The organism is Floccifex sp., assembly GCF_051873555.1.
Taxonomy (GTDB): domain Bacteria; phylum Bacillota_I; class Bacilli_A; order Erysipelotrichales; family Erysipelotrichaceae; genus Floccifex.
Map to the genome: position 1 here is coordinate 1 of NZ_JBJEEY010000012.1, position 20,716 is coordinate 20,716.

Here is a 20,716-nt window from a genome sequence, read left to right on the forward strand (position 1 = left end):
TTTTAAAGGAATTTCGCCCATTTTATTTTAACTAACTGTCGAAAACAGGATTATATTACTCAACATTTATAAAATAGTCAAGAGAAGAATAAAAAAAAGCTAACTATGTAGCTCATTTCAAGTCTTCTTTTTTGATTTTAAACTGAATCTGTTTTAGACGATGCATACTCACATCCTTTGTCAATAATTCATTCAACAATAACTTTGCTTCTTTTCCCGGAATGCCTTTTAGTTTTTCCATCAACTCTTTTCGAAGCATTAAATACTCATGCTCCTTTTCAATTTCATCCATTAATTTCTTAAGTGTCCAATTTCGATTAGAATCCGTTTCAACTGCCACTTTTTCAATTTTTGCTTCCTTGAGAATTCGAAAAAGACGATCTAAATCATGTTCACTTTCTTTTGTGATATATACAAAATTTTTATGAGAATATAAATTTGTATCATTCGAATCCAAATCTTTCATTTTCACAAATAAAGAATGATCATCTATCCATTGAAAATCCAAATCCAGTAATAAAGTACGGTCCTCTTTTCTAACATATCCAAATAACATATTTTGACACACTCCTAAATTATTTATACAATACCAATGGAGGTACTTATGAAAAAAGTAATAACACAAATCCTATCCATTTGTTTACTCATAAGCTTATGTTCTTGTTCCAAAAAAGTCAACCAGGACGATGTAGTTAAAGTATTTAATGCTTTTGATCAAACACTGGAAGCCGATTCTGGCCATATAACCGGAACCTTTTCGATGAATACCGATGATAAAAGCACAATTGAATTGGATATGCAAATCATTCAGACCGGTAATCTTCAAGTAGCTATCAATATGGATTTAACATCTGGAAATAATACTGTAGAAAACTATTTACAATTTTTTATAAAAGACGGTAAAACATATTTAAAAAATATGGATGTTACTTCACAAAGTGTGGTCGAGAACATTGGTTTATCACCGAATCAAAAAATATCTGTTTATAACATTTTCTTAGATTATACCGACGATGAATTGGTTTCCTTATTTGAATCGACTTCAAGAAAAGGAAATACCATTACTTTGGAACTCAACGAAAAAGAATTAGCGACTTTGTTGGATTCCATGGGAACTTTATCTGTTTCAGAAGGAAAAATCATTGTAGAACTTCAAAATGAATTCATTAAGTCTTTGTCTTTTCAACTCAAAGGTTATTTAGCTTATGACGATCAATCTATGGATGTCAATATAAAACTTGATTGCCAAATTTCAGACATTAATTCACTATCATCTATTTCATTTCCCGATGATTTAGAATCATATTAAGGAGACCAACATGAACAAAATTGATTTACACATGCATTCTATTTACAGCTTAGATGGTGAAAAAAAAGTAAAGGAATTATTAGAGATTGCTTCTAAAAATCATATTTCTACCATTGCAATTGCCGATCACAATAGCACAAAAGCATATGAAGATTTGAAATCTATAGAACACCAGGGAATTGAAGTCATCCCTGCAATAGAAGTGGATTGCACATTCCATGATAAAGACTTTCATATTTTAGGTTACTTCATTGATCCATTTGATTCCATCTGGAAAGAATTAGAAAATAAAGTATCGCAAATGGAAAAAGAATCTGGATTAAAACGATTGGAAATCATTCAAAATCAAATGGGAATTCAAATCGATATGGAAAAGCTTAAGAAACTTCGTCCAAATGGCGTCTATGAAGCCGAATCTGTTTGTGAAGTGGCTTTAGCTATGCCCGAAAATGATGACAATCCATATTTAAGAGAATTTCGTCCAGGTAAAAAACATGGTATTTCACCTTATGTTGATTTTTTCTGGGAATATTGTGCGAAAGGGAAAATGGCTTATTCTCCAATGGAATTTATTTCCATGGAAGATATTATACAAATTTTCAGAAGTCAGAATGCTTTTATTTCATTAGCCCATCCAGGAAATAACGTCAAAGAAGATGAAGCATTGTTAGAAGATATCATTGCTTTGGGTATTGATGGATTAGAAGTTTATAGTTCCTATCATTCAAAAGAACAAATTGAATATTACAAACAAAAAGCATTCCAGCATCATTTAATCATGAGTGCTGGTTCGGATTTCCATGGAAAAACAAAGCCACATATTCATATGGGTGATTGTCAAATGCCTTTAGAAGATGAAACAAAATTAATTCAATTTATAAAGACGCGATAAATTTCGCGTCTTTTTAAAACAAAGTCATTTGATTTTCTTCATCCAATCCTTCTAAAGAACCCATTTGATCTAATTTATCCAATAACGTTTTCGATAACTGTGTTCGCTTTAAAACATCTTCTTTTGACAAGAAAGGACGATCATTACGTGCTTGTACCACAGATTTACCTACGTTATCTCCAAGTCCGTCTAAACTAGTAAACGGTGGAATAATGGCCTTATCATCGCCTGGATCTAAAATAAATTCATTGGCAGCACTTCGATTAATTGATACATTTGAAAAATGATATCCCCTTAAAGTCATTTCCAGTGCCAATTCTAAAACATCATAAATCGCATTTTCTTTATCGGATACATTACGTGTCTTGTCTTCACGAGCTCGTTTAATGTCCGACATTCTTTGTCGAATGGCTTCTTCTCCAGCTATCATAGTTTGAATGTCATAGGCATCGCATCGAATACTAAAATATTGGCAATAATAAACCAATGGCATATGTACTTTAAACCATGCAATACGAACAGCCATCATTACATAAGCAACGGCATGGGCCTTAGGGAACATATATTTGATTTTTAAACAAGAATCAATATACCAATCCGGTACATTGTGTTTCTTCATTTCCTCTATCCACTCAGGCTTTAATCCTTTTCCTTTTCGGACACTTTCCATGATGGTAAAAGACATTTTTGAAGGAAGACCATATCCAATTAAATCCACCATGATGTCATCACGACATCCAATAACTTCATTTAATTTACATGTTCCATTATCAATTAAATCCTTTGCATTTCCAAGCCATACATCCGTTCCATGCGACAAACCAGAAATAGTAACTAATTCAGCAAATGTTGTTGGCTTGGTCATTTCCAGTATTCCTCGAACAAAAGGTGTACCAAACTCAGGAAGACCTGCTGCCCCTGTTACTTGATTATAATGTGTTGTATCAATATTTAAAGCATCCACCGAAGAGAAAATGGACATTGTTGCTTTGTCATTCATCGGAATTGTTTTAACATCAATACCAGAAATTCTTTCCATCATTTTCATAGCCGTTGGATCTACGTGACCCAAAATATCAAATTTTAAAATGTTGTCATGAATTTGATGAAAGTCAAAATGCGTTGTTTTCCATTCTGCATTGGGATTGTTTGCTGGATATTGAACCGGCGTAAAATCATGGACATCCATATCCAAAGGAACCACAACAATACCTCCTGGATGCTGCCCTGTTGTTCGCTTTACACCTTCACAGCACTTAGCCAGATCAATGCGCTTGGCTTCACTATAACCTTCTGTAATTCCCATTTCTTCTTCATAGCCTTTAATATATCCATAAGCCGTTTTTTCCTGAACTGTTCCGACTGTTCCAGCACGAAAAACATGGTCGTCTCCAAATACTTCTTTTGTATAGGCATGGGCTTTGGGTTGATAATCTCCAGAAAAATTCAAATCAATGTCTGGAACTTTATCTCCTTCAAAGCCTAAGAAAGTTTCAAAAGGAATATCTTGTCCATCTCCTCGCATGACAGAACCACATACAGGACAAATTTTATCTGGTAAATCAAATCCAGATTTTCCCACTTCATCTTCAAAAAATTCATAGTGATGACACTTTTTACAGACGTAGTGTGGCTTTAATGGATTGACTTCTGTAATTCCGGACATAGTAGCCACAAAAGAAGAACCCACTGAACCACGAGATCCCACTAAATAGCCATCGTCGTTACTTTTCTTTACAAGTAAATGCGAAATATAATAAACCACATAGTATCCATGTCCTATGATACTATCTAATTCACGTTTTAAACGAGCTTCTACAATTGATGGTAGTTGCTCTCCATATGTTTGATGTGCTGTTTCAAAACAAATGTCTCTTAACTTTTGATCCGATCCTTCAATATCAGGTGGATATAATTTATCTTTAATTGGATAAACAGGTTCCATTTGTTTTTTTAGCCACTGTGTATTTTTGATTACAATTTCATAAGCTAAGTCCGGATCTAACCAATCAAAGGCATCCAGCATTTCATTGGTTGTCAATAGATGCTGATCCGGTGCACTAATGGCCCTTCGCTTAACATCATTATAAATATATAAAGGATGTCTGGAATTTCCAATGGCTTTGGCATTAATATAAATATCGCGTACTCGTTTTTGATGTGGATGAACATAGTGTGCATCGCTAGAAGCAATAACTTTAAGATTTAATTTCTGCGCTGCTTCAATGATAAACAATAAAATTTGTTTTAAATCTTGAATACTGTTAATAGAATTTCGATCCAGCAAATTTTTGTAACAAGTCAATGGCTGTATTTCAATGTAATCATAAAAAACCATTGCCTTTTTTAAATCTTGTTGACTGCGTGTATGTGCTAATTCAAATATTTCTCCATTTTGGCAAGAAGACCCAATCAATAAATTTCCATTTTTTCTTTTTTCTTCAATTTCTTTGCGAAGAATACGAGGCTCTGAACTCGTAGAACTATAAGCTAAATATTTTGTATGAGATAAAGTAATCAACTCAAATAATTCTTTCAGTCCTTCTTTATTTTTCGCATATACAGTCACATGACTCGGACGAACCTTTTTGAAACTATCTTCTTTTTGAAGTTCCATTAAAGAATCCAGACTCGATTCGCTACCTAAGTCATTCATCATATGACACAAAACCTGTGATAATACACGGGCATCATAATCGGCTCGATGGGCGCCTTCTCCATCATAATTCACGCCATAATGACGACATACACTTCCTAAATTATATCGTTTTGTTTCTAAGAGTGCATAAGACAAAGGAAGCGTATCAATAAATGGATTTTTCAATTCTGGATAGCCACATTCTCTACAAGCTGCATTCATAAATCCAACATCAAAAGTCGCATTATGGGCCACTAAAATCGAATCACCAATAAAATCCAGTAATTCCGGCAACACTTGTTTAATGGTCCTAGCATTATTGACATCACTTTGTTTAATATTTGTCAAATTAGAAATATGAGCAGGAATGCTTCTTTCAGGATTGACAAATACTTGCTTGGTCGCAATAACTTCTCGATGCTTCATCTTGACAGCCCCAAATTCAATAATTTTATCCAGTCGCTGTGATAATCCCGTTGTTTCTAAGTCAAAAACCACAAAAGTAGCATCTTCTAGTTTTCTATGATCATTATTGAAAACAATTTTATATTCTGGATCCACCATCAACATTTCACATCCATACAGCATTTGAAAAGAACGATTGGGATTCTTTTTATTTAAAGCAGCTACTTTATGCTGTGCCATAGGAAAGGCCTGTACCACTTGATGATCACAAACTCCAATGGCATCCATTCCCCAATCATATGCTGTTTGAATATATTCTTCAATGGAACAAACCCCATCCATTTCAGAAAACGTTGAATGGACATGCCATTCCACTCGTTTTTCCTGTGCCATGTCCATTCTTTTAAGCTCTTTGATTGGTTCAAGTTTAGTAACCATGACACTGTTACACTTCAAAAACGTATCATAAACGACATCGCCTGTAACACGGACAAACTGTCCTTTTGAAATGCTTTCAATTTCTTCAATAGGACAACGCGCCGATTCAAATCGTTTGGCAATAATCGCATCTTGATAGTCACTGATATACAATTGCTGCAAAGTTTTTTTACTCTTCAAGACTTTATTTTCTATCGAAAAAATATGTCCCTCAAAGACAATATTTTTCATTCCCACTTGAAGTTCACTGATTTTACATTCTGTTTTAGCTTCTCTTATATAGGTTTTCTTTTCTTCTTTTGGTTTAATGGGAACATCTAGAACATTTGTTTCAATTTCTTCATTATCCATAACCAGTTCACATTTCATTTCCATTTCAATACCAAATTGAAGTAATCCTTGTTTTAAATTTGATAATGATTTATTTAAATTCGCATAGCGTTCTTCATTCTTTGTTGAAAAATAAACAAGATCGTTTTCCATATAAGGATGAATAAAACGAAATTCACGAAGTGAATTTTGCGAATCAATCAGCTTTTCTATATATAAATACAATTCATCAACAGAAATTGAAGAATTTATTGTATGTATTATCACGTTTACGTGTACTTGAAAATACATCTTTAATTGATGAACAATTTGTTCATAAACCGCAAAAGGAAAAACCGAATCACACTGTATTTCGAGTTCCAGTAATTTTTTTAATGAATGATATTGTGGTTTCTTCGCAAAAGTTGCTTTTTCAAGATATACTCCCAGGTCTTCACTTAAAATAGAACTCAATACTTTCCAGACATTCATTTTTGATCCTTTCTATTTTGCCATTTTTTCAAACGCATTTTTTGCTGCTTTTTGTTCCGCTTTTTTCTTTGTTGTGCTTGTCCCTTTTCCCAATAAAATATCATCTAAATAAACACCCATTGTAAAAGTTGGTGCATTACTTGGCCCTGTTTCCTCTAATAAACGATATTGAATAGTTTTACGACTATCGGCTTGAATCACTTCCTGAAGATGTGTCTTATAATCCGTTACTTCTTCGTCTTTTACGGTTCCAATGAGTGGCTTCATATATTTTGTCAGTATTTCATTGACTAATTCATAGCCTTGATCAATATAAATAGCTCCAATACAAGCTTCAAATTGATCAGCTAACAAACTCAAACGCATACGACCTCCCGTTTTTTCTTCTCCAATTCCCAGTCGTAAATATTCATACCATCCCAATTGTTTATTGAGCTTAGCTAAAGTAGCTTCACAAACCGTTTGAGCTCTTAAAGTCGTCATCGTGCCTTCTCTTAATTCGGGTTTCATTTGATATAGTTGATAGGCACTCCAAATTTGAAGGACCGCATCACCCATAAATTCCAAGCGTTCATTGTCACTTCCTTCTTTATGGTGTTCATTAGCATAAGAAGAATGCGTACATGCTTCAATATATAGTTTTTCATTTTTATGTGGATAATGATTTAAATCCATCCATTGTGTAAATGACTTCATTTTGTTAACTCCTTTGAAACGCAATCTGGTACCAGTGAAGAAATATCTTGATGATATTTCCATAATTCTTTTACATTTGAACTCGAACAATGTGCATATTCTTCTTTCGTAAATAAACAAATTGTTTCTATCGAAGAATCAAGTAAAGAATTCATCGCTGCTATATTTTTTTCATATTCAAAATCAATAGTATTGCGAATACCTCGTATAAAAACTGTTGCATGAACTCGATGACATGCATCGATGCTCAATCCCTTTTGTTCTTGACAAATCACATTGGATAAATGAGCACAAGACTGACTTAGCCATTTCATTCTTTGTTCAAAAGAAAATGTTTCTTTTTTTTCTGAATTTTTTGAAAGAAAGACATATACCTGATCAAACATTTGACTTGCTCGCTCAATTATATCAATGTGTCCTTTTGTCACAGGATCAAAGCTTCCACAAAAAGCCGCAATCATCATCTTAAGCGCCTCCTTTTTTTAATTCACGCGTTCGAATATCACTAATACATTTTTGTGATATGCCAAACATCATACTAATCGCCCATAGAGCCGAGCCTCCAGAGCTAATAAATAATAAAGGTACACCTGTCATAGGAATCAGACAAGTAACGCCTCCAATATTCAAGAAAAAGTGCATAAATAAATATGTCGCGTTTCCAGCCAATATCACTTTGTATTCCATGGAATTGGTTTTAAAAGCATAATAAAAGAGTCGAATAAATAAAGCTCCGTACAAAAAAAGCAATAAACCCAAACCAATAATTCCAGTTTCTTCAATCAATACTGCAAATATATAGTCATTATCAGCTTGTGTTAAATATCCATATTTTCTCATAGAATTGCCAATTCCTTGTCCAATGATATTCGAATTCGCAATTCCATATAAAGCATTTGCAGGCTGATATCCTTCGTAATATACATCATTATATGGATTTTTCATATTTTCAAATCGCGTGGCAATATGAGATAAAAAAGGAATCCGTGCTATGAAATTGGTTCCTATATCCGTAAAACAAAAGAAAACCAATAAAAAGAGTATGCCTATAAAGAAAAGACGAATTAACATTTTCGTGGTTTTTCGAATGTTTGGAAAATCAATGGAAATAAAACAAACAAAAGATATCATAGTAAATATCAATAGGGTTCCAATATCTTTTTGAGCTAGTATTTCAAAAAAACAAATTACGAAAACAATAATCGGTACACGATAAAGCGTAAAGAATTTATTGATTCGTTTGGGATGATTTTTTATAGAATAAAGTGCATAAGCAATGGTTACTACAATCATTGGTTTGGCAAATTCTGAGGGCTGCAATGATAAAGGCCCTAATCGAATCCAGGATTTTGATCCTCCGCTTTCCGCAAAAAATTGAGGAATAAACAATAGTGCCATCATTGCAATCGTGACAATGGATTGAAAAAAGCGAAAGCGTTCAAATGTAAAGATTCTATTGACCACAATCATTACGACATAAGCACTTGCCACAAAAAACAATTGTTTTCCTAAAGAAGTAAGAACAACCATCGAATTATTTGTTGTTTGTCCAACATTTGTTGAAACAATCATGAATGTTCCATACATCATTAATCCAAAAATTGCCAGATTAATAACAGGGTCACTATTTTTTTCAAGTGTAAAATTGAAATTAATTTTCTTTTTTTTAGCCATGCAATCATTTTATCATATTTGACCACATAAAACGAATGACTTGTAAATTTTCAAAAAAACATATATTATATTCACGAGGGAAAAAGCTATGAAAATTACAAGCAGTAATATAATTTTGGATAGTGATCCCAGAATTCGACAAAAAAGCGAATTGGTTTCATTACCATTAAACGAACAAGACAAAGAACTCCTGTCAAGCATGTTAACATATGTACGAGATTCACAGGACCCGGAAATCGCACAAAGAGATAATTTACAGGCAGCTGTTGGAATTGCCGCTATTCAACTTGGAATTCCTAAACAGCTTATTGCGGTGGTCATTCCTTATGAAGATGGTGTTGATGAAGTAGCTCTCGCAAATCCAAAAATAATATCAGAATCCGCTCAAGTTGGATATTTAGAAAACGGCGAGGGTTGTCTTTCTGTTAAAGATGAACACCCTGGACATGTTTTTCGACATGCACGTATTAAAGTTCGTGGCTATGATTTGATTCAAGATAAAAATGTAGTAATTAGTGCCGAGGGATATTTCGCAATTGCTTTGCAACATGAAATTGATCATTTATCAGGTACTTTATTCTATGATCGAATTGATGAAAATAATCCATGGAAAGAAGACGAAGAGGCAGAAGTTATTTAATTCTGTCTTTTTCATTTTTTAGAAAGAGGTCATTATGCCACAAAAACTATTCGTTCAAACAAAACGTAATATTCCAAATAATATCGTTCAACAAGAAGATACATTAATCTATGCACTTGGTGGATTGGGTGAAGTTGGAAAAAATATGTATTGTTTTGAACATGAAAATGAAATTTGTATCATTGATTGCGGGGTACTCTTTCCTGGCGATGATTTATTAGGCGTGGATTATGTCATTCCTGATTATCATCATTTAATTCGTATGAACAAAAAAAGAAAATTTCTTGTGATTACACATGGTCATGAAGACCATATTGGGGGAATTCCTTTTTTACTTCAGCAAATTAAAGTGGATGCGATTTATGCACCACGCTTCGCAAAAGCATTGATACATAAAAAATTAAGTGAATATAAAGGACTGGAAAACACAAAAATCATTGAAATCAATGAAGATTCCAGCATCAAAACTCGTTATTTTACAATTGGTTTCTTTAATACCATTCATTCGATTCCAGATTCATTGGGAGTATTGGTTACAACACCAAATGGTTCTATCGTTCATACTGGAGACTTTAAATTTGATTTAACGCCTGTGGGAACCAATGCCGATTATCAGAAAATGGCATATATTGGGGCTTTGAATCCAGATTTATTATTATCTGATTCAACAAATTCTGCCATTGAGGATTTTTCTATTTCAGAAACTAAAGTAGCCAACGAAATCAATGACATTTTTAGAAAAACCAAACAAAGATTAATTGTTGCTACTTTTGCCAGCAATGTACATCGTGTCGCACAAATTATTGATGCAGCTATAAAATGTGGTCGAAAAGTTATTGTTTTTGGTCGTAGTATGGAAAATGTTGTGGATATCGGACGTAAAATGGGTACCATCCACATAAGAAACAATGACTTGTTATCGGTAGAAGATTTAGCTCATACACCTGATAATAAAATATGTATTCTTTGCACCGGTTCACAAGGAGAACCATTGGCAGCTTTAAGTCGAATTGCCAACGGAACACATCGTTTTATTCATTTAAAACCAGGAGACACCATTATATTTTCAAGTAATCCAATTCCTGGTAATGCATCCAGTGTCAATAAAGTTATTGATAAATTATTCAGATCCGGTGCTACTGTTTTGACAAAATCTGTTTTGAATAATTTGCATACAACAGGACATGCCAGCAAAGAAGAACAAAAATTAATGTTGCATTTAATTCGTCCTCGTTATTTTATGCCAATCCATGGAGAATTTAAGATGTTGATGTTGCATCGTCGTACAGCCATGGAAGTGGGAATTCCAGAAGAAAATATTTTTATCTGTGCAAATGGAGATATTTTAATTCTAAGAAATCATCAGGTAATTCAGAGCAACTGGCGATATCAGGGCGATGATATTTATGTTGACGGAAATGATATTTCTGGTTTATTTACAGCCGTTCTAAAAGATCGTCGTATTTTAGCCGATAATGGTTTGGTAGCGGTTATTATTGCCATTGATTCAAAAATCAATAAAATTTTAATGAAACCTGTTATCGTTTCTCGTGGTTTTGTCTTTATAAAGGATTCACAGGGATTGATTAAAGAAGCAGAAACTATTGTTTATAATTCTTTACAAGAAAAAATGAAAGAAAAAATTACGTTCTCTGAAATCAAAAACTGTGTTCGTTCAACTTTAGAACCTTTCTTATATAAGAAAACGCACCGAAATCCAATTGTTATTCCTGTTATTATTAATTCGAAACAAACAATGGAGGAATTAGCTGCGAATCGTAAAAATTATCGAAAAAAGAAATTCGATGTTCAATAACCTCTTATGGGGTTATTTTTTTTTTGGTTTATGATAAAATGAAAATTACTTATGAATCGATATAGAAAACAACTTATTGTTCTCATCGGCATTTTGATGTGTATTTCCATTAGTTTAAATGTAGCTTTATATCGAGCTTTTAAAGTAAATCCTTTTTCCTTGCAAGTTGATTACATTACTTTAAAAGATTCTAAAATTCCAGCAGATTTAGATGATGTGACTATTGCTTATTTTACAGATTTGCAGTTTGGTGAACTTCAAAATGACGTTGACTACATTTTCACAAAAATAAAAAATCTCCATCCTGATGTACTCATCTTTGGCGGTGACTTAATTGAAACGGGATATGCTATTACAGAAGAAGAAATCAATGAGCTCATTTTAATTTTTGATGCAATCGAAGCACCATTAGGTAAATTTGCGGTTTATGGTGAAAAAGATTTAGAACATTTAGATGTTGTGAATCGTATTTATAATTCCTGTCAAATCGAAGTTTTACAAGATTCATATACAAAAATCAGTAATCATACGAATCAAAGTATTCAATTAATGGGTTTATATGAAAACACTGATTACATTGCCAAAAACGCCAGTTTAGAGAGTTATACATTATTAATTACACATCAACCTGATTATTTAATGGATGATTGTCTTTCTAATGCTTTTATTGACTATGCCATTGCAGGGCATTCCCATGCAACACAAATTACGTTTCCATTTATAGGAGGATATAAAGAAGTAGAAGGTTCTTTAAAATTGAATTCTTCTTTAATGGAAGAACTCTCTTTTTCTTATATTCTTTCAAATGGAGTGGGATGCTCAAATATTAAAGCTCGATTATTATCAAGTCCCCAAATTATTTATATCGTTTTAAAACAAAAGTAGGAGAATCACTTTGGATTCTCCTAAAATTTTTGTTTTAATCGTTGTAAACAAAGAATGCTGTCTTCAAAAGATACTTCCGGTTCTAATGAAATAGTATATGGATAATTCTTTTCTTTTAAATAATCAAATAAAATATCAAAATCAATATCACCTGAATAAATTGGTTTGTGATCGAATGGTTTATCTAAAGATGCATCATAGTGATAATCTTTGATGTGTATGTGGCCAATATATGGATAAATCAATTCTAGTTCTTCTCTAAGTGTTTTATGTAAATATTGGTCTTCTACTTGTTTTTGAATGGCTCGATATGAATTAGCTGGATCCCATAACAACTTTAAATTTGGGTGATTGCACATTTTGAATAATTTTAGAGTCATTTCTCCTTTTGGACAATGAGAATAAGGACAATTTTCAATGACTAATTCACAATCAAATTGTTGTGCAATATCCGCTGCTTGTTTAAAGTATGAGCAAATGGTTTCCATGTCTTTTTGTGTTCCAAATGGAGCCATTCGATTTTCTGGAAAACGGAATGGAAACATTCTTAATTTGTAGCATCCTAATATTTTTGCGACTTGGCATGCGTTTTCAATTTGATTTAAATGGTCTTGAACGTTTCCTTTAATGCAATGAAATGCATCATTGAACAAAGTGACTTCATCGTTTTCATACAATGGACATAAAAAGAAAATGGTTGTTGCTAAGTTAGATACTTTCATTCCATAGGAATCTAAAATTTCTTTAGCTTGAACTGCTTCTTCTTTTGTTAATGTTTCAACAGGTTTATCAAAGACACTATGTAATTCAACAGTATCATATCCTTGTTCTTTGATAATAGATAAAGCTTTACTCAAATCTAAATCAATTTGATCACTAATTATTCCTAAATTCATTTTATCACCTCAATTAAATGTTATATCTTTATAACTTATATGTCAAGCCAATAAAAAACCGCATGAGCGGTTTTTTGAGTTCAAATTCATAAGCCATGTTCTGTTCTGGTTACCCAGTGACAGTCATTTATCTAAGTCTTTCGACCTCCGATCGTCCTTTCATTTCATTTCGATCGATTCCCCTACCAAATTTGGGTTTCTCGCTTGTGGGGTTTACCCGTTCCACCTGATTTGTTTCCAAATCAGCTCGTCTCTGTGGCACTTTTAAAGTCTTCTTTCATAGCTTACACCTTAGATTGAAGAACAGCCGTCAATTTCTTGCCTAGACTTATTGATTCATCTAGCACAAACACTACAATCATCTCAGATTGTGCGAGCATGGACTTTCCTCTAACAAATTGTCAGCGACTGTCGAATTTGATTAATCTTCTTTATTGAAAACAGCTTGTTCCAAACGGGCAATTCGTTTCAAAATATCAACTTGATCGTAATTTCCAGTTTGTTGTGAATCTAATTTTTCATTTAAGCTTTGATTTTCATTTTGTAATGTATAAATTTCTTGTTGAAGTTCTTTAATTTTTTCTTCATAACGCATTACTGCTTGTGATAATTCTTCGATGGATTCATCATAGCTTTGATAATCTTCAATTATTTCATCTAAAAATACATCAACTTCTTCAGATGCATATCCTTTAACATCAATATGAAATTCTTTTTCATAGATTTGTTCTGCGGTTAAATTTAGTTTTTGAGACATTATTCTTTCCCCCAATCGTATTTAATCTATTAATTATTATGCCTTTTCAAATAGAAAAAATCAACCGCAATTTGAATGTTCCTTTCTTTTCATATATAATGTTTTTGATGAGCACAATCAAATATCCAGGGGCTATTGATTATCCAAATTGTACATCAACTGTAAAAGATCATCATTCAAAAAGGGGAATGTTTCTTGAAAACGATGTAAATGAATCCAATGAATTTTACCGTGAATGCAATCGAGCCCTCATTTATAAAAAACCAACTCCTGTTCAAGTCGTTCGAGTTGATTATCCAGCTCGTAATAAAGCGAAAATTGTTGAGGCTTATTATCGAAGTCCTTCTACAACAGATTATAATGGAGTGTATAGGGGAAAATATATTGATTTTGAAGCAAAGGAAACAAAAAATAAAACACAGTTTCCCATCAGTATGATTCATTCTCATCAAATCGAGCACTTAAAAAAAGTAAAATTACATGGAGGAATTGGCTTTTTCTTAGTTCGATTTAATGCCCATGAACAAACCTTTTTAATTGATAGTCAAGAATTAATTCAGGAACTAGAACAAGCTATAAAAAGTTATATCCCTTATACTTGGTTTATTGAACACGGAATTGTGATCAAAGAAGGTCTTTATCCTAGGCTTTCTTATTTAGATGCAGTGGATGCAAAATATTTTAAGGAGGATGTATAATATGGCAAATACAACAAAGGTAAAAAAACGAAGAAAACTTGATATTTGGAATAAACTCGCCATTGTGATTTTGACATGTTTTTTAGTTGGATGTATTTCTGTTTTCTTTATTCTTGTCAATGTCATTAATGATCCAGAAGGAATGCGATTTTCAGAAGATGGATTAACGACTCTATCTAATTCACGTATTTATGATCGTGATGGCAATTTGATGTATGAATTCGGAGATGAAATCCGTGAAGATATTACATATGAACAAATTCCACAAAACGTAATAGATGCTTTTTTATCCATCGAAGATTCTCGTTTTTTCGATCACAATGGATTTGACCTTCCTCGTTTTATTTCTGCAGCTTTAACAAATTTAAGAACAGGTGATTTTTCACAAGGTGGTTCTACTTTAACAATGCAGATGATTGACAATGCTTTTACTAAAAACCAGGAAGAAAAATTAATCACTTCAAAAGGAAGCATTAGTAAATTGGATCAAGTAAAGCTAAAAATTCAGGAAATTTATTTGTCCTTAATTGCAGAACAATCCATTGGAAAAGAAGAAATATTCGAATACTATGTCAATCGAATTTGGTTTGGTTCAGGGAACAATACGCGTGGAATCCAAAAAGCGGCTCAATATTTCTTTGGAAAAGATGTTTCTCAATTGAACTTAAGTGAAGCTGCTTTCTTAGCTGGTTGTATCAATGCTCCCGGAACCTATAATCCATTAGCAAATATGTATGATACAGAAGTGGATCATCTGCAATTGGCTCAAGATCGTCGAAATGTCACTTTACAATTGATGCTGCAACATGGATATATTTCAGAAAGTGAATATAAATTAGCTTCAGCTACGGATTTGTCTTTTGCTTTAAATTATAAAGAATCGACAAGCAGTGATCCAAATGAAGCCTTCATTGATCAGGCAATTAGTGAAACCATCACATTGACAGGACAAGATCCTGGTATCATTCCTATGGATATTTATACAACTTGTAATCAAGCCGTCCAAAAACAAGCCGATGAAATTTGTGCGGGAAATGTGGTAGATTTTTCAAGAGATGAATTTGATATTGGATTTGCAGTTATAGAAAGTCAGACAGGTGAAATTATTGCAGTTGGTCCTGGTCGTCGATATCATACAGATGCTGTAAAAGTCGATAATTCAACCGATCGTAAGCAACCTGGTTCTTCCATGAAACCTTTGTTAGCTTATTCTTCTACATTTGATATTTTGGGCTGGTCAACAGAACATACTGTAAATGACAAAGCTAAGGATTATTTCCATACAGGAAGTAATTTAAATAACTCCGATGGAAAATATGATGGAAAAATGACTTTGAAACGTGCTTTAGGGGTTTCAAAGAACTGTCCAGCAGCTGCTGCTATGATTGATTTAGTCAATGAAAAAGGATATGACTATTGGATTGAGTTCTGTAGAAAACTTGGCTATGATCAAGATGTTTATGAAGAATTTGTTGAGCAATATGCGATTGGTGGAGCCAATATGTATGCTTCTCCAGTTCAACAAGCCAGTGCTTATACAATTTTCTCAAATAAAGGAAATCGTGTAAATGCGCATACAGTTCGAAAAGTCATTCGTCGTTCTGATAGTTTGGAAGTTGAAGGAAATACAGAAGAATATGAATTGATTTCAGAAGAAGCTGCTTTCATGATGTCTTATTTACTGGAAAATGTTGTAACCGGTGGTTATCAAAACTTAAACGAATGGTTAATTTCACCTAATTACACTGCCTATGGTAAATCTGGTACATCTGACTGGGGTACAGATGGTCTTCAATATGGTATTCCTGCTTATACTTATAAAGATGAATGGTCTATTGGATATACAAGTGAAATCACCATTGCAGTTTGGTCTGGATTTACGCAACAATATCAGAAATTGGGATATTATTTCTCTTATGCGGAATTGATGCAGGGAACAGCCTTCCAGATTACACATAATTTACTGGATTTCTGCCAAGATTATTATAATTATCATGATATTGAAGTCCCTGATGGTGTTTCTCCTTATAAAGGTGGATACATAAAAACGGAATTTCTGAGTAAAGGTGATGATACTACCGTCGAAGAGGAAGAATCCGAAGAAGAAAAAGCTTGTAAAGCCGATGGTGGGCAATGGGATGAAGAAAGTGAATCTTGTATCATGGAAGAAGAACCAGATGAGCCGGAAGAACCAGTCGATCCTGTAGAGCCAGACACACCTGTAGAACCAGATACACCAACTGATCCTGTAACACCAGATCCAGGTGGAGAAAGCGGTGGCGATCCTGGTCAAATTGCTTCTGAAAATGCATCTACGGGTATGTTTTTAATGGATCCTAGAAAATTTCTCATGGGTATTCAAAAACTAATAAATATTCTATAAGAAAAGACAAGGTTTTATGCCTTGTCTTTTCTTATACCCATTTTAAAACATCTTCTACTTCTTTTCTTGGATTTCTTTCTGGAATCACTTTTGGTTTTCCAACACTGATAACAGCTGTAATAATTTGTGAAGATGGAATCTGGAGATTTTCACGAATAGTTTGTTCATCGCGAATTCCCATAACCAATGTTCCATATCCCATTTCTGTTGCTTTCAAAAGCAATTGATTGGTCGCAATTCCAGCATCATAATAACCCCATCCTTGTCCCATTTCATTCGTTGGTGTACCATCCTCATTAAATCCACTGATATTTTTTTCAAATGCGATAACAATATAAACAGACACATTCAATGTTCTTTGGGTATTAAAATTTGACAATCCATTGGTTTTCATTTTTTCAAGCATTTCTTGGCTTGTCACTACATAAAATCTTGTGGTTTGACTGTTTTTCCAGCTGGGAGCCAATTGAGCACATTGAATCATTTCTGTAATTTCGTCTTTTGTGATATCACATTTTTCATAACTTCGGATGCTTTTTCTATTTTCTGTAATTTGTTTAAATTCCATATTTGGTTCTCCTTCTTTTTATTATATTATAATAATATTGGAGGTTTTTTCATGTTGGAATTTGATAAAAAATATTTAGAAAAAGTAATATATGAATTATTTGCGATTGATTCTCCTTCTGGTTACACGAAACAAGCTACGTCTTATATCGCAAATGAAATCAAAAAAATGGGGTTTTCTTATTCATATAATGAAAAAGGAAATCTAATTGTTAAAATTAATGGCAAAAATGAAGTTGTATATGGAATCGGTGCACATGTAGATACATTAGGATTAATGGTCCGTTCCATTCAAGAAGACGGAAAATTGAGTTTCGAAAAAATTGGTGGTCCGAATTGTGCAACATTAGACGGAGAATATTGTAAAATTCTTACAAGACAAAATAAAATATATACAGGAACTATTCTATCAAAATCTTGTTCTTCACATGTTTATAATGATGCATTGACTCGTGAAAGAAATGAAGAAAATATGGAAATTCGTATTGATGAAATTACGTATTCAAAAGAGGATACTAAAAAATTAGGTGTTCAAACGGGTGATTATATCTTTATTGATCCTAAAACCATCATTACTGAAAGTGGATTTATAAAAACTAGATTCAATGATGATAAGATTTCTTGTTGCTTGATTTTGTGTTTATTGAAATATATAAGTGATCACAAAATTATTCCTTACCACACACTAAAAATCATATTTTCTACTTATGAAGAAGTTGGACATGGATGTTCTTATATAGATGCAGACATTGTACAGTTTTTAGCGGTGGACATGGGTTGCATAGGATTGGATTTAAATTGTACGGAACAAGATGTTTCAATTTGTGCAAAAGATTCCAGTGGTCCATATGATTATGAAATGGTTTCAAACCTTATTCAACTATCAAAAGACAACAACATTCGATATGTAATCGATATTTTTCCAAAATATAGTTCCGATGCTTCAGCAGCGCAAAGAGGAGGAAACAATGTTCGTACAGCTTTAATTGGACCAGGTGTTCATGCTTCCCACGGTATGGAGCGTTGTCATATGGATGGAATTTTTAACACAATGTATTTATTATATGCTTATATTACACAACAAGGATGATTTTTCATCCTTGTTTTAGTATGTAAGCTATTCCTTCTTCATCATTGGTTTTCGTAACAAATTTAGCTTTTTCTTTTACATAGTCTCGTGCATTTCCCATGGCATATGAATAATCTGCAACTTCAAATAAACTAATGTCATTTTCTCCGTCTCCAAACGCAATAACTTCACGAGAACTAACATGATTGATTTTCATAATTCTTTGAAGTGTTTTCCCTTTACTATATCCAAAAGGAAGAATTTCAATTTGTCGATACGATGTTCGAAAAAATTCATATTGTCCTTTGAATTTTTGATTCAATAATTGATATACTTCTTCAATTTTTTCTTCATAATCCATAATTTGGACTTTTAAACTGATTCCTTTTATTTCATTAACATTTTGAAAATAATGAATTTGTTTATAGGGAATTCGCATATCAAATAATTCTTTCCATGGTCCTGCAGTTAAAGGATGATCTTTGTCTAAATTCCATTCTTTTTTTAATTTTTCTTTGATAGGAATCAAACAAGGTGGAATATAAGCATATAATGCATTTTCCTGACATACTTGTACTTCTACTTCTACTTCTAAAGACATCAAATACGAAACCAATTCTTTAAATTCATGGACTTCCATCGTTTTTAATATATGACGTATATCATTTTTTACATCGTAATAACCAATGCCATCAACTTCAATAAAATAGCCTCCATACGTAAACATATCCAAAGAACGAGCAATATCCAATAATCGATGATAACTTCTTCCACTAGCCAAGATTAACTGTGTGCCTTTTTTTTGATAAGAAAGCAAAATATTTTTTGTGTTTTCACTGATTTCGTTTTTGGAATTTAATAAAGTTCCATCCATATCCATTACAATATATTTAAACATGACTCTATTTTATCATATTTTTTGAAAAAAAGACTTGCATCTTAACAAAGTGCGTGATAATATATATGAGCGTTAAGGAAATGCCTGAATAGCTCAGTCGGTAGAGCATCCGGCTGTTAACCGGCAGGTCACAAGTTCGAGTCTTGTTTCAGGCGCCATTCGCAAATAAACATCTCTGAAAAGAGATGTTTTTTTATTTTTGTAATGACAATGTATTTCTTATTTTATTGCAGACAGCATATTCTTTATTTGTTCCAATTAAATATCTGGCTGCATTTTTAGCATGCGCACATCCATTTTCCATGGCATAAGAATTTTTAAAACGAGATAGCATTTCTATGTCGTTCCCTCCATCTCCAAAAACCATGACTTCATCTTCTTTAATATTTAAAAAATTTGCTAAATAAGCAATAGCTTTTCCTTTATTTGCTTCTATAGAAGTAATTTCAAAGTGTTTTTGTTCGGCAGGTGCATTGATAATTAAGTTTGAATAATTTGATATAAAGTTTTGATATTTTAAAATAAGTTCCTGATTTTGTATACTACAATTTATTTTGTAGATTTTGTGTTGAAGTATTTCTTCTTTAGATTGATTGAATTTATAATCCATAAAAAAGTCTCGAATACGTAAAGGAGAACCTGCTTGATCTTTAAATCCTTCTTGCTTAAATCTTTCTATTTTTTCTTCTCTTGAAATCATAGACAAAGTTTGTTGTTCGGTGGCATAATCAAAATCTAAATCACAGAATTCATCCAGCATTGCTTTTATGAAAAAAGGATTAATTGGTTTTGAATATAAAATTTCTCCTTTTGGATTTCGAATCAACGAACCATTCATACAAATTCGATAAAAAGACTTTAATTGAAGTCGATTAACTTCATGTTCGTGTAATGAACGTCCTGTCGCGCATGAAAATAAATATCCATTCGATTGAATTAATTCTAATGTGTCCAAAATATATGCATCCACTGTATGCAATTCATTTAATAAAGTTCCATCTAAATCTGATACAAATAATTGAATCATAGTTTCCTCTCTTTCTTGTGTAATTTTAACAATGTGTTGTAAGAACCAAATAAGAAATCTGTAAAATGATTATTATATTTTGTCATAGAATTTTCACTTTTTATGCTATATAATGATTTAAGATGTGCCTGTAGCTCAATTGGATAGAGTGTCAGATTCCGATTCTGAAGGTTGCGGGTTCGAGACCTGTCAGGCACGCCATTTATTTTTAGTGTCTCTGTAGCTCA

General features: G+C 32.7%; 18 protein-coding genes, 2 tRNA genes and 1 other RNA gene. 10 read left to right on the forward strand and 11 right to left on the reverse strand.

The window, feature by feature from the left end; all coding sequences use genetic code 11:
• Window positions 1–112: 112 nt before the first annotated feature.
• Window positions 113–556: a DUF3783 domain-containing protein gene (locus ACI32A_RS00860; RefSeq protein ID WP_439753130.1), complete on the reverse strand. Its 444-nt coding sequence runs from the start codon at window positions 554–556 to the stop codon at window positions 113–115.
• Window positions 557–604: 48 nt separating this feature from the next.
• Here ACI32A_RS00860 and ACI32A_RS00865 point away from each other — a divergent pair, with 48 nt between their 5' ends.
• Window positions 605–1,309, forward strand: a complete 705-nt coding sequence (locus ACI32A_RS00865; protein WP_439753131.1) for a hypothetical protein — start codon at window positions 605–607, stop codon at window positions 1,307–1,309.
• A gap of 10 nt (window positions 1,310–1,319) precedes the next feature.
• The gene (locus ACI32A_RS00870; protein ID WP_439753132.1) at window positions 1,320–2,201 is read left to right on the forward strand and encodes a PHP domain-containing protein; all 882 of its coding nucleotides are present in this window, start codon (window positions 1,320–1,322) and stop codon (window positions 2,199–2,201) included.
• Between the two features lie 13 nt (window positions 2,202–2,214).
• Here ACI32A_RS00870 and ACI32A_RS00875 read toward each other — a convergent pair whose 3' ends face one another.
• Genes ACI32A_RS00875 through ACI32A_RS00890 form a run of 4 tightly spaced genes read right to left on the reverse strand, consistent with a single transcriptional unit; the run spans window position 2,215 to window position 8,853 of the window.
• Window positions 2,215–6,483, reverse strand: coding sequence for a PolC-type DNA polymerase III (locus ACI32A_RS00875; protein ID WP_439753133.1), 4,269 nt, complete (start codon window positions 6,481–6,483; stop codon window positions 2,215–2,217).
• Window positions 6,484–6,495: 12 nt separating this feature from the next.
• Window positions 6,496–7,179, reverse strand: coding sequence for a ribonuclease III (gene rnc / locus ACI32A_RS00880; RefSeq protein WP_439753134.1), 684 nt, complete (start codon window positions 7,177–7,179; stop codon window positions 6,496–6,498).
• Window positions 7,176–7,643, reverse strand: coding sequence for a pantetheine-phosphate adenylyltransferase (gene coaD, locus ACI32A_RS00885; protein WP_439753135.1), 468 nt, complete (start codon window positions 7,641–7,643; stop codon window positions 7,176–7,178). Before coaD ends, rnc begins: the two co-directional genes overlap by 4 nt.
• A 1-nt stretch (window position 7,644) precedes the next feature.
• Window positions 7,645–8,853, reverse strand: a complete 1,209-nt coding sequence (locus ACI32A_RS00890; RefSeq protein WP_439753136.1) for an FtsW/RodA/SpoVE family cell cycle protein — start codon at window positions 8,851–8,853, stop codon at window positions 7,645–7,647.
• A gap of 88 nt (window positions 8,854–8,941) precedes the next feature.
• On the opposite strand from ACI32A_RS00890, the gene def reads away from it, so the two are divergent.
• The 3 genes from def to ACI32A_RS00905 are packed head-to-tail and all read left to right on the forward strand — an operon-like array spanning window position 8,942 to window position 12,194.
• Window positions 8,942–9,493, forward strand: a complete 552-nt coding sequence (gene def, locus ACI32A_RS00895; RefSeq protein ID WP_439753137.1) for a peptide deformylase — start codon at window positions 8,942–8,944, stop codon at window positions 9,491–9,493.
• Window positions 9,494–9,527: 34 nt separating this feature from the next.
• Entirely contained in the window at window positions 9,528–11,309 is a 1,782-nt protein-coding gene (locus ACI32A_RS00900) for a ribonuclease J (RefSeq protein ID WP_439753138.1), read from the forward strand.
• A 51-nt stretch (window positions 11,310–11,360) separates the two neighbouring features.
• On the forward strand, window positions 11,361–12,194 hold the full coding sequence (locus tag ACI32A_RS00905; protein ID WP_439753139.1) for a metallophosphoesterase: 834 nt from the start codon (window positions 11,361–11,363) through the stop codon (window positions 12,192–12,194).
• A 20-nt stretch (window positions 12,195–12,214) separates the two neighbouring features.
• On the opposite strand, the gene ACI32A_RS00910 is transcribed toward ACI32A_RS00905, so the two are convergent.
• From ACI32A_RS00910 to ACI32A_RS00920, 3 genes are all read right to left on the reverse strand, one after another.
• The gene (locus ACI32A_RS00910) at window positions 12,215–13,090 is read right to left on the reverse strand and encodes a sugar phosphate isomerase/epimerase family protein (RefSeq protein ID WP_439753140.1); all 876 of its coding nucleotides are present in this window, start codon (window positions 13,088–13,090) and stop codon (window positions 12,215–12,217) included.
• A gap of 84 nt (window positions 13,091–13,174) precedes the next feature.
• Window positions 13,175–13,510, reverse strand: an RNA gene (gene rnpB / locus ACI32A_RS00915) — RNase P RNA component class B.
• A 1-nt stretch (window position 13,511) separates the two neighbouring features.
• A complete protein-coding gene (locus ACI32A_RS00920) occupies window positions 13,512–13,847 on the reverse strand; it encodes a DivIVA domain-containing protein (RefSeq protein ID WP_439753141.1) in 336 nt (111 codons plus the stop codon).
• Between the two features lie 107 nt (window positions 13,848–13,954).
• Between ACI32A_RS00920 and recU the strand changes: the two genes are divergently transcribed.
• A complete protein-coding gene (gene recU / locus ACI32A_RS00925) occupies window positions 13,955–14,545 on the forward strand; it encodes a Holliday junction resolvase RecU (protein ID WP_439753142.1) in 591 nt (196 codons plus the stop codon).
• Window position 14,546: 1 nt separating this feature from the next.
• Window positions 14,547–16,928: a transglycosylase domain-containing protein gene (locus ACI32A_RS00930; RefSeq protein ID WP_439753143.1), complete on the forward strand. Its 2,382-nt coding sequence runs from the start codon at window positions 14,547–14,549 to the stop codon at window positions 16,926–16,928.
• Between the two features lie 31 nt (window positions 16,929–16,959).
• On the opposite strand, the gene ACI32A_RS00935 is transcribed toward ACI32A_RS00930, so the two are convergent.
• Window positions 16,960–17,496 carry a nitroreductase family protein gene (locus tag ACI32A_RS00935; protein WP_439753144.1) on the reverse strand — a complete coding sequence of 179 codons (537 nt, stop codon included), beginning with the start codon at window positions 17,494–17,496 and terminating at the stop codon, window positions 16,960–16,962.
• A 51-nt stretch (window positions 17,497–17,547) separates the two neighbouring features.
• On the opposite strand from ACI32A_RS00935, the gene ACI32A_RS00940 reads away from it, so the two are divergent.
• On the forward strand, window positions 17,548–18,585 hold the full coding sequence (locus tag ACI32A_RS00940) for a M42 family metallopeptidase (RefSeq protein WP_439753145.1): 1,038 nt from the start codon (window positions 17,548–17,550) through the stop codon (window positions 18,583–18,585).
• A gap of 4 nt (window positions 18,586–18,589) precedes the next feature.
• On the opposite strand, the gene ACI32A_RS00945 is transcribed toward ACI32A_RS00940, so the two are convergent.
• Window positions 18,590–19,462 (reverse strand): Cof-type HAD-IIB family hydrolase, encoded by an 873-nt coding sequence (locus tag ACI32A_RS00945; RefSeq protein WP_439753146.1) that lies wholly within the window; start codon window positions 19,460–19,462, stop codon window positions 18,590–18,592.
• 82 nt (window positions 19,463–19,544) lie between these two features.
• Here ACI32A_RS00945 and ACI32A_RS00950 point away from each other — a divergent pair.
• Window positions 19,545–19,620, forward strand: a tRNA-Asn gene (locus ACI32A_RS00950).
• A 35-nt stretch (window positions 19,621–19,655) separates the two neighbouring features.
• Here the strand turns inward: ACI32A_RS00950 and ACI32A_RS00955 are convergent.
• Window positions 19,656–20,489: an HAD family hydrolase gene (locus ACI32A_RS00955; protein ID WP_439753147.1), complete on the reverse strand. Its 834-nt coding sequence runs from the start codon at window positions 20,487–20,489 to the stop codon at window positions 19,656–19,658.
• Window positions 20,490–20,613: 124 nt separating this feature from the next.
• Here ACI32A_RS00955 and ACI32A_RS00960 point away from each other — a divergent pair.
• A tRNA-Arg gene (locus tag ACI32A_RS00960) sits at window positions 20,614–20,690 on the forward strand.
• The last annotated feature ends 26 nt before the right edge of the window (window positions 20,691–20,716 follow it).

Excerpts from the sequence above, each read along its gene's own strand:
- ACI32A_RS00860 (WP_439753130.1), bottom strand. The coding sequence starts at position 556 with ATGTTATTTGGATATGTTAGAAAAGAGGACCGTACTTTATTACTGGAT.
- ACI32A_RS00865 (WP_439753131.1), top strand. The coding sequence starts at position 605 with ATGAAAAAAGTAATAACACAAATCCTATCCATTTGTTTACTCATAAGC.
- ACI32A_RS00870 (WP_439753132.1), top strand. The coding sequence starts at position 1,320 with ATGAACAAAATTGATTTACACATGCATTCTATTTACAGCTTAGATGGT.
- ACI32A_RS00875 (WP_439753133.1), bottom strand. The coding sequence starts at position 6,483 with ATGAATGTCTGGAAAGTATTGAGTTCTATTTTAAGTGAAGACCTGGGA.
- rnc (WP_439753134.1), bottom strand. The coding sequence starts at position 7,179 with ATGAAGTCATTTACACAATGGATGGATTTAAATCATTATCCACATAAA.
- coaD (WP_439753135.1), bottom strand. The coding sequence starts at position 7,643 with ATGATGATTGCGGCTTTTTGTGGAAGCTTTGATCCTGTGACAAAAGGA.
- ACI32A_RS00890 (WP_439753136.1), bottom strand. The coding sequence starts at position 8,853 with ATGGCTAAAAAAAAGAAAATTAATTTCAATTTTACACTTGAAAAAAAT.
- def (WP_439753137.1), top strand. The coding sequence starts at position 8,942 with ATGAAAATTACAAGCAGTAATATAATTTTGGATAGTGATCCCAGAATT.
- ACI32A_RS00900 (WP_439753138.1), top strand. The coding sequence starts at position 9,528 with ATGCCACAAAAACTATTCGTTCAAACAAAACGTAATATTCCAAATAAT.
- ACI32A_RS00905 (WP_439753139.1), top strand. The coding sequence starts at position 11,361 with ATGAATCGATATAGAAAACAACTTATTGTTCTCATCGGCATTTTGATG.
- ACI32A_RS00910 (WP_439753140.1), bottom strand. The coding sequence starts at position 13,090 with ATGAATTTAGGAATAATTAGTGATCAAATTGATTTAGATTTGAGTAAA.
- ACI32A_RS00920 (WP_439753141.1), bottom strand. The coding sequence starts at position 13,847 with ATGTCTCAAAAACTAAATTTAACCGCAGAACAAATCTATGAAAAAGAA.
- recU (WP_439753142.1), top strand. The coding sequence starts at position 13,955 with ATGAGCACAATCAAATATCCAGGGGCTATTGATTATCCAAATTGTACA.
- ACI32A_RS00930 (WP_439753143.1), top strand. The coding sequence starts at position 14,547 with ATGGCAAATACAACAAAGGTAAAAAAACGAAGAAAACTTGATATTTGG.
- ACI32A_RS00935 (WP_439753144.1), bottom strand. The coding sequence starts at position 17,496 with ATGGAATTTAAACAAATTACAGAAAATAGAAAAAGCATCCGAAGTTAT.
- ACI32A_RS00940 (WP_439753145.1), top strand. The coding sequence starts at position 17,548 with ATGTTGGAATTTGATAAAAAATATTTAGAAAAAGTAATATATGAATTA.
- ACI32A_RS00945 (WP_439753146.1), bottom strand. The coding sequence starts at position 19,462 with ATGTTTAAATATATTGTAATGGATATGGATGGAACTTTATTAAATTCC.
- ACI32A_RS00955 (WP_439753147.1), bottom strand. The coding sequence starts at position 20,489 with ATGATTCAATTATTTGTATCAGATTTAGATGGAACTTTATTAAATGAA.